Below are 12,982 nucleotides of genomic sequence, written 5' to 3' on the forward strand. Positions count from 1 at the left end.
AATTAATTGACGATTCCTGAACTAGGTCGAAAATCATTTCGAACAAGTGTATTAGTAGTTCTTGATATTATTGCGATCTTATCTTCTATGTTTGTAACATATTTCTTTTTATATCCAATTGAATTTATTGAAAATGTGGATCGCAATCATTTTGTAGAGTCTGCTTTACTATATAGTGCTCTATTTATTGTGACGGCTGGTATCAGTCGCCTTTATCGAGTCGCATGGCGATTTGCGAGTATGTCAGAAGCGATTCGTCTTGCTGTAACTCTTATCATGAGCACGTTGACTTTATATGCCCTCCAATTCGCTGTTTACGGAGAAGCGATGGAAAGAATGTTGTTTCTTAGTTTTTGCTTATCTCTCTTACTATTAGGAGGCATTCGTCTAGGTTCACGGATTTACGTCACCTGGAAACAAGATCGCCGCTTAATTCTAGGTGGGAGAAAAATGAAACGGCGTAAATCTGAAAAGCGAACGTTAATTGTCGGTGCCGGTCAAGCTGGTCGGATGTTAGTCCGTCAAATCAATCAATCCGATAATCATCGCATGAATCCAGTCGGATTTATTGATGATAATAGTCATCTTCAAAACCTTACTGTAAATGGTGTCAGAGTACTGGGGACGCTCGAACAATTAGAAAGTGTTGTCGAGAATCACGCGATTGATAAAATCGTATTCGCTATTCCATCAATGAATTATCAGGACCGACTTGCAGTTATTAAACGAGCAAAATCACTCTGTACAAATGTTCATACACTACCAATGATTGAGGAAGTAGCAGCCGGAAAAGTGGCTGTCAACCAAATGCGTCAAGTATCAATTGATGATTTGCTAGGTCGTGAACCGGTTGAACTTGATATTTCAGGAATTCAATCAGAAGTGGAAGGCAAGACAGTACTCGTTACGGGCGCAGGTGGCTCGATTGGATCAGAAATTTGCCGACAAATTTTGAAATTTAGTCCCGAACGCCTTCTCCTATTAGGTCACGGGGAAAACAGTATTTATTTAATTGAACGTGAACTCCGTGAATTGAATCTAGAAGTTGACTTGATTCCAGTTATTGCTGACGTGCAAGACGTAGAACGATTACGTGAAGTGTTTATGGAGCATTCACCGCATCTAGTCTTCCATGCAGCGGCGCATAAACATGTTCCATTAATGGAAGCGAATCCTCATGAAGCAGTAAAAAATAACATATACGGTACAAGAAATGTCGCGGAAATGGCAAATGAATTCGGTGCTAATCGATTTGTCATGATTTCAACGGATAAGGCCGTTAATCCGACGAACGTTATGGGATCGACAAAACGTATCGCTGAAATGGTCGTTCAAAACTTGGCAAAGAGCAGTCAAACAAAGTATGCAATCGTTAGATTTGGAAATGTTTTAGGTAGTCGGGGTTCTGTTATTCCACTATTTAAAACGCAAATTGAAAAAGGTGGACCGGTGACCGTGACACATCCTGACATGACACGTTACTTTATGACAATTCCTGAAGCGAGTCGTTTAGTCATTCAAGCAGGAACACTTGCTGATGGTGGGGAAGTCTTTGTCCTTGATATGGGTGACCCAGTGAAGATTGTTGATCTTGCCCGAAATATGATTAAATTGAGCGGATTTACTGAAAACCAAATTGCAATCGAATTTAGTGGGATTCGACCTGGAGAAAAGATGTTCGAAGAGTTGTTGAAAGAAGGAGAAGTCCATCCTGAGGCAGTCTATCCGAAAATCTTTACGGGTATCGTTACCGAAGAATCGGACTTGGAAGGGAAACTTTCAAGAATGAATGAATTAAAGACGAGTGAAGCGCTCGGTCTATATCTCGTCAACTGGGCAAATGATTGTCTCGATTCGGTTAAGCACGATCAACTAAAAGAAACAGTTTAAATTATGGAGTGTGAATGATGAAGTATATTGAACAAAAACGAAAAATTGATATGATGTTATCGCTGATTGGATTGATTGTACTTGCTCCTTTATTTATTGGAATTATGATTGCAATTAAACTCGAGTCGAAAGGTCCGGTCTTTTTCAAACAAAAACGAGTTGGTCTTTATCGGTCACACTTCAACATTTTGAAGTTTCGAACTATGCGAATCGATGCCCCAAAGGACACGCCAACACACCTATTAGGTGATCCGGAACAGTACATTACAAAAGTCGGTAAGTTCCTACGGAAAACGAGTCTCGACGAATTACCACAAATCATTAATATCTTTAAAGGTGAAATGGCTACGATTGGGCCGCGGCCTGCACTTTGGAACCAATATGATCTGATTGAAGAACGAGAAAAGTATGGGGCAAACGATGTGTTACCTGGACTTACGGGTTGGGCACAAATTAACGGAAGGGATGAACTACCTATTGAACTTAAAGCTAAACTAGATGGAGAGTATGTTGAAAAAATTGGTTTTTTGATGGATGTTAAATGTTTTTTTGGGACAATTGTGAGTGTGGTGAAAGCTGAAGGCGTTGTAGAGGGCATGATAAATATGAAAAAAGAAGTTGCCTCTAGTAAGGAGTCAAAAGATAGATGAAAAAAGTTCTTGTAGTAGGTGAAAAAAGCTATTTGGGAATTAAATTTAAAGAATATATTACAAGAACAACTAATAGTTTTTTGATAAGTACTGTCAGTTTAAGAAACGATTCATGGAAAAAAATGAACTTTTCAGAATATGACGTTGTTTTTCATGTAGTAGGTATAGCCCACATTAAAGAAACTAAAAAGAACAAACCGTTGTATTACAAAATAAACCGAGATTTAGCTTATGAAGTGGCGAAAAAATCTAAAAAGGATGGAGTTGGACATTTTATTTTTTTAAGTTCTATGAGTGTATACGGAATGAAATCGGGAGTTATCAAAGATAATACTATCCCTAATCCAATTAGTAATTATGGAAAATCCAAATTGCAAGCAGAGGAATTAATAAAATCACTGTCTAGCGCAAGTTTTAAAATTTCAATCATACGGCCGCCAATGATTTATGGTCCACGTTGTAAAGGCAATTACTCTAAATTAGCTCTCTTTTCATTAAAAACAATAATATTCCCTTATATTGAAAACAAAAGAAGTATGCTATATGTAGATCATTTTTCTGAATTTATTAAATTAATTATTGAAAATGGTAGTTCGGGAATGTTTTTCCCACAAAACAGTGAATACGTTTGCACGACAAAAATGGTCTCACTAATTGCACAGGCGAATGGTAGAACAATATTCTTAACAAAGATGTTCAATCCTCTTCTAAATCTATTTAAAAGTTCTGCTTTAACTAAAATCTTCGGGAATCTTGTATATGAAAGGGAGATGTCTGAATACACGAGTAGTTATTCTATATATGATTTTGAAGAAACAATTAATCTAACTGAAAAGGTGAATGTTAATGAATAGTTTTTTGAATGAAAAGCCATTATTAAGTATTGTTATGCCTTCATATAATTCAGAAGAATATATAGTTGAGGCTATAAAATCTGTAATATCACAAACAATACATTCATGGGAATTAATAATTATAGATGATGGATCTAAAGATAATACTGCTTCTTTAGTTCATGAATTTACTAATAAAGATAATAGAATTAAATTCTATACGAATAAAGAGAATCAAGGTGTATCTGCTACAAGAAACAGAGGAATTTCATTAGCAAATGGAGAGTGGATTGCATTTCTAGATAGTGATGATTTGTGGGAAAAAGAAAAACTAGAGAAACAGATAGAAAGTGCCAAAAAAAATAAAGCAATGTTTATATTTACAGGTTCTTCGTATATAAATGAATCTGGCATCAAGTACAAAGGTATATTCGAAGTTCCTGAAAAAGTAACTTATAAACAGTTGAGGAAGCAAAATGTTATCTCATGTTCGTCTGTACTAATTAAAAAATGTCTTTTAAAAGACATTAAAATGGAAAGGGATGACATGCATGAGGATTATGCTTTCTGGTTACGTATTTTAATGACGGGGCACATTGCCTATGGAATTAATGAACCGCTATTGATATATAGAATCTCGCGTAATTCTAAATCAGGGAATAAACTAAAAACCTTTACAATGACCTATCAAGTTTTTAGATTTATCGGTTTAAATCCTATTAGTTCATTTTATTTTATGATGAACCATGTTTTAGGTTCAATAAAGAAATATAAGAAAATTGGGCAAACAATTTCAGGTTAAATTCTTTTAATATATTAAATGAAGGGGAGAATTATATGAATTTACAAATTTTACTATCCACGATGAATCAGACCGATTATGAATTGTTAAGTAACATGAATTTGCAGTCTGATGCTGTAGTGGTAAACCAGGGAGTGTCTGATGAGGAAAAAGAATTTAAAATACAGTCTAATAATGTTCGATGGATTAATTCGTCAGAAAGAGGCTTAAGTCGAAGTAGAAATTTAGCAATAAACAACGCTTCAGAAGAAATCTGTTTGATATCAGATGACGATGTAGAATATGTGAATAATTACAAAAAGACTATCTTAGCGCAATTTGAAAAATATCCAGAGGCAGATATTATTACCTTTCAAGTGGAAGGAATTGAAAGTAAATTTAAAAATTATCATCCAAGTATGCGCAAATTAAATTATTTAACCTCCATGAAAGTGGCATCTGTAGAAGTTGCTTTCCGTTTATCTAGTGTTAGAAAAGCAAAAATTAACTTTAATGAGCTATTTGGATCTGGATCGAAGTTTTATATGGGTGAAGAGAATATTTTTTTGTTTAATTGCTTAAAGAAAAAAATGAAAATCTATTATGTTCCTATTAAAATTGCTGATGTACATGTAATAAATTCATCTTGGTTCGAAGGCTACACTGAAAAATATTTTATAAGTAAAGGGGCAGCATTTACTGGCATGTCGAAAACTCTTTCTTACTTGTTTATTCTTCAGTTTGCAATACGAAAGTACAATTTATATAAAAATCAATTGACTTGTATAAAGGCCATTAAATATATGATTGATGGTAGAAAACAATATATTAATCATTAACTAAAATTTAAAAGACTTATTAAAGGACGTAATGTAATTGAGAATATTTTATGTAGGTGATTTTTATAGTAATACTGGACCCGCAAATGTAAATAAAGTAATACAAAAATACAATCAAGATAATGATTTGTTCTCAGTTAAAAAGAATATTTTCATGAGATTTTTTGAATTAATTCTAAAAATATTTATTAGTGACGCGGTCATCTTTTCAGGTATCTCGAGACTTAATTTAATAGGAATTGCTCTTTCGAAGTTATTCGGAAAAAAAACCGGCTACTTAATGCATGGAAGTTGTAAATTTGAAAGTGAAATTAATAGAAGCAACAACAAAAAAATTGAGAAAATCGAAGTAGAAATACTTGAAAAAATAGATGTGATTATTTGTGTTTCAAAGTTATTCAAAAATTGGACGAAAAACGAATATCCAAAATACTCTAACAAAATCGAGTATGTTAATAATGCAATAGACGTTGAAAAGATCTCTTTAAAACAGATTCAAAATGTTACTGGTCGAAATGACAAAATGTTGATGTCAACAGGAGGGGGTGCACCTATAAAAAATATTAAATCACTGTGTAAAGCAATTGATAGCTTAAACAAAGAAGATTTTTTGAACCTGAGATTACTTGTACTTGGAAATGATGGTGACGATAGTAATGAAATTAAATCTTATGATTTTGTTGAATTTATTCCTACAGTGCCCTCGGAAAAAATGAATTTTTACTATCAAAAAGCAAATTTGTATATTCAAAATAGTGATTTTGAAACTTTTGGTCTTGCACCCTTAGAAGCTCTATTGAATGGATGCAATTTATTGGTTTCTCAAAATATAGGTATGTTAGAAGTTTTTGATGCATATGAGAATAGCGATATAATTTTCAATTCATACAATCATAGAGAAATCGCGGAGAAAATTAAATCTATTTTAATAGACAGTAACAATGAAAGACTTTTAAATAATGTTGACTGGCAGTGTATCGATCCAGAAAAATTGAGTCAACGGTTTAAAAAAATAATGAGTAATAGTAAAGGGTGAATTTTGTGAAACATCGACTAACAATATTTACGCCGACTTTTAATCGAAAACATACGTTGCATAAACTGTACGAAAGTCTTTTGAATCAAACCAACTTAGATTTTGAATGGTTTATCGTAGATGATGGTTCTTCTGATAATACACAAGAGCTAATAAAGAGTTGGATTAAAAAGAATAAAATAAACATTAAATTTCACCGTCAAGATAATAGTGGAAAGCATGTAGCTCATAATTATGGTGTTATAAATTGCGAGACAGAAATATTCGTATGTGTGGATTCGGACGATCAAGTCACAAAAGACTTTGTTTCGACTATATACACTATTTGGCCGCGGGTTAATCAACAAGCAAGTCTTGCTGGAATTATAGCATTAAAAGGAAATGTTAATAATATGAGAATAGGAACATCTATGCCGACTAGTCTAAAAAGTTGTTCAATTTCCGAACTGTATAGTAAGCAAAAATTTAAAGGAGATGCTACGCTGATTTTTAAAACTCTCTGCTTGAAAAAATATTTATTTCCAGTTATAGATGGTGAAAAATTTATGACTGAGGGTGTTGTTTACGATCAATTAAGTAAAGATTATGAAATGTTATTACTTAATAAAATAATTTATATTTGTGAATATCTTGAAGATGGACTTTCTGCGAATATTGACTTAGTTCACAAAAAAAATCCAAAGGGTTATATTTTTTATTTGTCCCAGAGAATTGATCTTTCGGTAAACTTATGGAATAAAATCTTATTTAGTGCATGGTATCTTGTTGGAATCTGGAGAATTGGATATAAACCTTCACCTGAGGAAAGAAAGCATGGAGCACATATTACTCTGGCATATCCATTAGCTATATTATTATTAATACGGCAAAACTACAAAAGGAAATCACATATATTTAAGGTTCGAATTTAAATAGATAATAAACAGAGGTAAAAATTAATGAATGATTTAATTAGTGTAATTGTCCCCGTATATAATGTGGAAAAATATTTACGCAAGTGCGTTGAAAGTATTGTTAATCAAACTTATACCAATTTAGAAATTATATTGGTGAACGATGGGTCATCTGACAGTAGCGCTTTAATTTGCGATATGGTAGCTGAAGAAGATTCGAGAATTAAAGTAATTCACCAAAAGAATGGTGGATTATCTGCAGCAAGAAATGCAGGACTAAATATTTCAAATGGAAAATACGTTAGCTTTATTGACTCTGACGATTATTTAGAAGCTGTTTTTTATGAAATGCTTTTTCGACTTATGAGAAAATATAACTCAGATATTGTGCAATGTAATTTTAAAAGAGTATATGAGAGTGATACAAAAGATATTAATGCATTGCAACGTTCCCATGATGCTCCAGTCTTTGTTCTTAATAGTAGAGAAGCTTTGTATAACCTTTTCAATGAAAACTACGTGCAAACAGTAATTTCATGTAATAAATTATATAAAAAGGAATTATTCAATAATATTAGATTTCCTATAGGGAAACTCCACGAAGATGAATTCACCACTTACAAGTTGCTTTACGCCTCCAAAAAAACGGTAGTGACGACAGAAGAATTATATTGTTATTTACAAAGGTCAGGAAGTATCACCCAATCAGATTTTAGTCATAAGCGATTAGATGCCATAGAGGCATACTCAGAACAAATATCATTCTATGAAGAAAAAGAACTACAAGAAATGAAAAAAAAAGCTAGCATTTGGTTAGAAAATATTTTGCGAAGGTATATGAATAGTCTGTTAAAATCAAATTTAATTAACAAGGAAGAACTATTTGATTATTTGCAAAAAAAATACAAAGATAATTTTCATTTATTTAAAAATGCTGTTAGGAAAAATAATGCTAAATATATAATTATACATATTATTAAATATAGCCCTAAAAGTGTTCTTAAATCATTTTTAAAATTGAAAAATTATTAAATACAAAAATACTAAAAGGGTCTGGAATACAACGGAAAAGGTGAGATAAAATTGCTAATAGCTTCCTATATCACATTTTTAATAAATCCTTTAATATCATCAATTTTTATAATTGTAGGATTTATTAAAGATAGAAAAAATTATGTTCATTATTCATTTTTATTTGCGAGTATTCTAGCAAGTTTAGCCTATTGGGTCATACCTAAGGGAGAAATGGATCTTACACGATATTTTGATATCGTAACAAGTTATGAAAATATGAGTTGGGATTTTTTCTTTAACCATGTGTTATTTGGAGATTTAATGTTTATACAACACTTACTATTTTATGTTGTGGGAAAAACCGGGAACCCTCATTTATTGCCAGCAATAGTGATTTTCATTTCCTATTTTATAATGTTATATATGATCACTGATTACGCAAACTACAAGAAAGCAAAATCATCTGAAGTGTTATTGGCCTTGTTATTTTTACTTTGTGTCATGCCTTTTATCTCATTAGTTAGCAATGTAAGGAATATACTAGCCTTTTCTCTTATCACATTTGGTATCTATAGAGAATTTGTACAAGGTAAGAAGAATATTTTCACTTTATTACTATATGTAGTTCCATGTTTTATTCATATATCTTCGTTATCACTTATTTTGTTGAGGTTGATTTCAGGAAGTGCTTCAAACAGAAAATCATTAAATGTAGCTTTTCTTATCTTAGGTATTGTGATGACTTTATTTCTTTTCAGTAATCCAACAATGAGTAGTTCTTTGCCTTTCATTGGGGACTATTTAGGTGCGGTAATTTCGAAAACAAATGTTTATTTGTTTGATTCTTCATCTTATTATGCGCAAATATTGCAGAATGATATATTTTCAAAAGTGAATAAAATGTATTTCGTACTAGCTACTCTATATTTATTGGTGCTTCTTCTTATTATTTCAAGTAAAAGTAACAATCTCAAGTTTGAGACTTATTTTAAATATGTTGGAATACTAGTTATTGCTAGTTACCCGATTATATTAACTGTTTACTTTAGATATACGATGGCTGTTATGATGTTAGCTTTTCTTGTTATTTTCCGTGTTCAACTAATTAAACACAAAGATTGGCGTTTGTTAACTTATATTGGTCTGCTTTCTATTATGTTCGGTGGGTTAGTACAGCAATTAATATTCTTTAATTCTTTAGCCTATATTAATCAAATGATAGTTAATATGGGAACTAGAACTATTTTCAACATGTTTGTACAATAAATAAAAAAATCGGGTTTTGAAATTAATTATTGAATCATTGCGGTATATTGATAAAAAATTAGGTGGAATTTTTTTAAAATAGGTAGCATTTTGAAATTGGTATTTAATTTAAAAAATTGTATCTTTTCTAACAGAAAGGAAAAAGATATAAGTATGACTACTAAACGCCTTTCTATAAACATGGCAGCTAATTTGTTAGCCTTCACAGTTAACATAGGAATTAATTTCTTTCTCACACCCTATATCATTAAAACTGTAGGTACAGAATCTTTTGGTTTTGTAGGGTTAGCAACTAACTTTGTAAATTATGCATCTTTATTGACAATAGCTCTAAACTCTATGGCCGGTAGATTTATCACAATAAATATTTATCAAAATAATCTTAAAGAAGCTAATAAATATTATAATTCTGTTTTATTAGCGAACACCTTTATTGCGATAATATTGTTAGTACTATCTATAATTTGTGTTTTTAATTTAAATCAACTATTAAATATATCGAGTGGGATTTATAAAGACGTTCAAATATTATTCGCGCTTTTGTTTATGAACTTTATCGTAAGCACTATTGGATCGATTTTCGCGATTGCAACTTTTGCAAAAAATAGATTAGATTTATCCTCATTGAGAGGGATTGAATCTAACTTATTACGTGCTTCTCTCTTAATAGGATTATTTTATTTCTTTGAACCTTCAATTGCTTATTTAGGTATAGCGGCTCTATCTGCAAGTTTTTATGTGTTATTGACCAACATATACTATACAAAAAAATTATTGCCTGAACTTAAGGTCAAGAAATTTTATTTTGATATTAAGTCAATCAAAGAATTGTTATCATCTGGTATATGGAATACTATTATCAGATTGGGTCAATTACTACTTGATGGCATTGATTTGTTAGTAGCGAATTTATTTTTAGGTGCAACTGCAATGGGAACTCTTGCTTTAGCGAAAACCGTACCAATGTTTATTACCTATTTAGTTGGTGTCCTTGCTGGAGTGTTTATGCCAAATTTTACGATTCAATATGCAAGGAATAATATTAAAGAATTAATTAAAGATATAAAACAATCAATGAAAATAATGGGAATCATTGTTGGGATTCCTATTTCTATGTTAATAGCTTTCGGAGATATTTTTTATTCACTTTGGACACCCTCAGAAAATAGTTGGGAGTTACAATTATTATCAATAATTTCTGTCGCGACTATAATTATCAGTGGAAGTATAAACCCGATATATAATGTTTTTACAGTTACCAATAAATTAAAACACAATGCACTATGGCTAATCGGTACCGGAGCACTAAATACAATCATTGTGCTTGTGTTGTTGAAGACAACTTCATTAGGTTTATATGCAATAGCTGGAGTAAGTACCACTATTAGTATTATGAGGAATCTAATTTTTACTGCTCCATATGGAGCAAAATATCTAGGTGCAAAGTGGAACACTTTTTTCTCGGAGATAATAAAATCGATAGTATCAATATCGATTATTACGATGCTCGCCTTGTTCTTGAGAATATTTATTAATATTAACACTTGGACAGAATTATTTTTGTTTGGTAGTATCAGTTCTTTATTGGGACTAATAATTAATTGCTTCTTAATTTTAACTAAAGAAGAGCGAGGGAATTTATTGAAAATAATTAAAAGAACAAATAACAAGGGAGAATAAGTGTGATGAAAAATAAAATAAAGCACCTATTAAAAAAGAATAATTTTATATACGAGTACAGTTCAAAGATGTACAAAAAAGCAAAAACTACAAATGAGAAATGTTTCTTCTTCTTTTTCTATAATCTTTTCAGGATATTTCCAATAAAAAGGAATAAAATTGTGTTATGTAGTTATTTCGGTAAAGATTATGGGGATAATTCGAAATATATCGCTGAAGAAATAATTAATAAGGGTCTTGATTATGACATGGTATGGTTATTGGATAAGAATTTAGTAGATGATAATAGTCTTCCTCTTCAAATCAGACCTGTAAAATATGGTTCAATTAAATCTATTTATGAAATGGCTACAGCTAGTGTCTGGATTGATAATGCACGTCAACCTTATTATGTTAGAAAGAGAAAGCGTCAGTATTATATTCAAGCTTGGCATGGATCGCCAGCTCTTAAAAAGATAGAGAAGGATGCTGAAACTTCTCTATCTGTTAATTATGTAAACCAAGCGAAATTAGATTCGAAAAAGGCCGATCTTTTTCTATCAAATTGTAAGTGGTATTCTGAATTGGTGAAAAGTAGTTTTTGGTATGAAGGTGAAATTTTAGAGTGCGGTAGCCCTAGAAATGATATTCTTTTTTTTGAAAATAAAAAAACACAAGATAAAATTCGCAACTCTTTTAACTTTTCAAATGACATCAAAATTGCTTTATATGCCCCAACCTTTCGTACAGATTATAGCTTAGATGCCTATAAATTAGATTATGAAAAATTTGTGGATAAACTGAATGAAAAATTTGGTGGTGAATGGAAAGTTATCGTTCGTTTGCATCCTAATATCCAACACAAAGCTGAACAATTGTTGCTTAAAGATAATATTGTTAACGGTAGTAATTATGGAGATTTACAAGAATTATTAAGTATTGCTGATGTCATAGTTACAGATTATTCCTCATTGATGTTTGATTTCGTACTGAAACGCAAGCCATGTTTCTTATATGCTGTTGACGTTGAAGAATATAAGAAGGATCGTGATTTTTATTTTTCTTTTAACGAATTACCCTTTACTTTGAGTAAAAATAATGAAGAACTTATTAACGCTATTGAAAAGTTCGATAATCAGAAATACCTTGAAAATATAGAAAAATTTTTAATGGAAATTGGAAGTGTAGAAAAAGGAACAGCGTCTAAAATGGTTGTCCAGAGAATAGAAAAAGTCACGAATTATTAATCTTAGTCAAAAAAAGGGGGAAGATTAAACATGAAAAGAGTAATTACTTATGGAACATTCGATTTATTGCATTATGGGCACATAAATTTATTAAAACGAGCAAAAGGATTGGGTGATTATTTGATTGTGGTTTTATCAACAGATGAATTTAATGAGCTTAAAGGAAAGAAAAGTTATTTTAAATATGAAGAACGCAAGAAATTATTAGAAGCAATCCGATATGTTGATTTGGTAATTCCAGAAAAAAACTGGGAACAAAAGAAGAGTGACGTTAACACTTATATGATTGATGCTTTCGTGATGGGTGATGATTGGGAAGGGGAATTCGATTATTTAGAGGAGTTTTGTGACGTGATATATCTCCCAAGAACAGCAGAGATATCTACCACAAAGATCAAATTAAATCTTAGTGGAACTAATTCCGTTTAATGAGTTTCTTACAAAACTAGAAGTGATTACGGTAAGTCGATATAATGAAGTTTATCAGTTCATCTGTCATGGGAAAAAGTCGTATATATCTCGTCCACAGTGTACAAGAATTTCGTACCGTATCCATAACCGATAACATTATATGAAAGTATGAGCGCACGCGATCCAGCCCTTTGAATGATATGCTCCCCAATAGGTAGACAGATGAAATAACAAATCTGTTTATCTGATTGTGGAGTGTTTTTTTATGGCGAAAAGTCAGCATTCGATTGAACAAAAACTGAGTGCACTACGTATGATTGTCAACAGCGGTTTAAAATTCCCTCTTAATAACGGATTAAAAATCCCTTTTTTAAACGTTACTCTTGGAAACTATCGACACGGGTCGGCTGGATGCCGGCCCGTTTCTTTTCCCTCATCCGATATGAATCTCCCCGAATGTTAA

At 31.6% G+C, this 12,982-nt stretch carries 12 protein-coding genes; all 12 read left to right on the forward strand.

Translation table 11 applies throughout. The features are described 5' to 3' along the window. Positions 1-6: 6 nt before the first annotated feature. The 12 genes from KNP71_RS06445 to tagD all read left to right on the forward strand — a co-directional run bounded on the left by KNP71_RS06445 (position 7) and on the right by tagD (position 12,537). Complete coding sequence (locus KNP71_RS06445; RefSeq protein ID WP_251132764.1) at positions 7-1,890, forward strand: polysaccharide biosynthesis protein; 1,884 nt, start codon at positions 7-9, stop codon at positions 1,888-1,890. 17 nt (positions 1,891-1,907) lie between these two features. Further along, entirely contained in the window at positions 1,908-2,540 is a 633-nt protein-coding gene (locus tag KNP71_RS06450) for a sugar transferase (RefSeq protein ID WP_214830347.1), read from the forward strand. Continuing rightward, positions 2,537-3,394, forward strand: coding sequence for an NAD-dependent epimerase/dehydratase family protein (locus KNP71_RS06455; RefSeq protein ID WP_214830349.1), 858 nt, complete (start codon positions 2,537-2,539; stop codon positions 3,392-3,394). The genes KNP71_RS06450 and KNP71_RS06455 overlap by 4 nt, the downstream gene beginning before the upstream one ends. Next, the gene (locus tag KNP71_RS06460) at positions 3,387-4,175 is read left to right on the forward strand and encodes a glycosyltransferase family 2 protein (RefSeq protein ID WP_214830350.1); all 789 of its coding nucleotides are present in this window, start codon (positions 3,387-3,389) and stop codon (positions 4,173-4,175) included. Before KNP71_RS06455 ends, KNP71_RS06460 begins: the two co-directional genes overlap by 8 nt. Positions 4,176-4,210: 35 nt before the next feature. Then, positions 4,211-4,993 (forward strand): glycosyltransferase family A protein, encoded by a 783-nt coding sequence (locus KNP71_RS06465; RefSeq protein ID WP_214830351.1) that lies wholly within the window; start codon positions 4,211-4,213, stop codon positions 4,991-4,993. Positions 4,994-5,030: 37 nt separating this feature from the next. Next, entirely contained in the window at positions 5,031-6,029 is a 999-nt protein-coding gene (locus KNP71_RS06470; RefSeq protein WP_214830352.1) for a glycosyltransferase family 4 protein, read from the forward strand. Positions 6,030-6,034: 5 nt separating this feature from the next. Beyond that, entirely contained in the window at positions 6,035-6,940 is a 906-nt protein-coding gene (locus KNP71_RS06475; protein WP_214830353.1) for a glycosyltransferase family A protein, read from the forward strand. Positions 6,941-6,967: 27 nt separating this feature from the next. Further along, on the forward strand, positions 6,968-7,954 hold the full coding sequence (locus KNP71_RS06480; RefSeq protein WP_214830354.1) for a glycosyltransferase: 987 nt from the start codon (positions 6,968-6,970) through the stop codon (positions 7,952-7,954). Positions 7,955-8,005: 51 nt separating this feature from the next. Then, entirely contained in the window at positions 8,006-9,202 is a 1,197-nt protein-coding gene (locus tag KNP71_RS06485) for an EpsG family protein (protein ID WP_214830356.1), read from the forward strand. Between the two features lie 153 nt (positions 9,203-9,355). Then, positions 9,356-10,882 (forward strand): lipopolysaccharide biosynthesis protein, encoded by a 1,527-nt coding sequence (locus KNP71_RS06490; RefSeq protein ID WP_214830358.1) that lies wholly within the window; start codon positions 9,356-9,358, stop codon positions 10,880-10,882. 5 nt (positions 10,883-10,887) lie between these two features. Beyond that, the gene (locus KNP71_RS06495; RefSeq protein WP_251132773.1) at positions 10,888-12,108 is read left to right on the forward strand and encodes a CDP-glycerol glycerophosphotransferase family protein; all 1,221 of its coding nucleotides are present in this window, start codon (positions 10,888-10,890) and stop codon (positions 12,106-12,108) included. Positions 12,109-12,138: 30 nt separating this feature from the next. Next, on the forward strand, positions 12,139-12,537 hold the full coding sequence (gene tagD / locus KNP71_RS06500; protein ID WP_214830362.1) for a glycerol-3-phosphate cytidylyltransferase: 399 nt from the start codon (positions 12,139-12,141) through the stop codon (positions 12,535-12,537). Positions 12,538-12,982: the final 445 nt, after the last annotated feature.

It is taken from the genome of Exiguobacterium sp. s56, from assembly GCF_018618255.1.
GTDB lineage: Bacteria > Bacillota > Bacilli > Exiguobacteriales > Exiguobacteriaceae > Exiguobacterium > Exiguobacterium chiriqhucha.

What these genes read in the sequence shown, in the direction of transcription:
- KNP71_RS06450 (WP_214830347.1), top strand. Translation starts at nt 1,908, where the DNA reads ATGAAGTATATTGAACAAAAACGAAAAATTGATATGATGTTATCGCTG.
- KNP71_RS06455 (WP_214830349.1), top strand. Translation starts at nt 2,537, where the DNA reads ATGAAAAAAGTTCTTGTAGTAGGTGAAAAAAGCTATTTGGGAATTAAA.
- KNP71_RS06460 (WP_214830350.1), top strand. Translation starts at nt 3,387, where the DNA reads ATGAATAGTTTTTTGAATGAAAAGCCATTATTAAGTATTGTTATGCCT.
- KNP71_RS06465 (WP_214830351.1), top strand. Translation starts at nt 4,211, where the DNA reads ATGAATTTACAAATTTTACTATCCACGATGAATCAGACCGATTATGAA.
- KNP71_RS06480 (WP_214830354.1), top strand. Translation starts at nt 6,968, where the DNA reads ATGAATGATTTAATTAGTGTAATTGTCCCCGTATATAATGTGGAAAAA.
- KNP71_RS06490 (WP_214830358.1), top strand. Translation starts at nt 9,356, where the DNA reads ATGACTACTAAACGCCTTTCTATAAACATGGCAGCTAATTTGTTAGCC.
- KNP71_RS06495 (WP_251132773.1), top strand. Translation starts at nt 10,888, where the DNA reads ATGAAAAATAAAATAAAGCACCTATTAAAAAAGAATAATTTTATATAC.
- tagD (WP_214830362.1), top strand. Translation starts at nt 12,139, where the DNA reads ATGAAAAGAGTAATTACTTATGGAACATTCGATTTATTGCATTATGGG.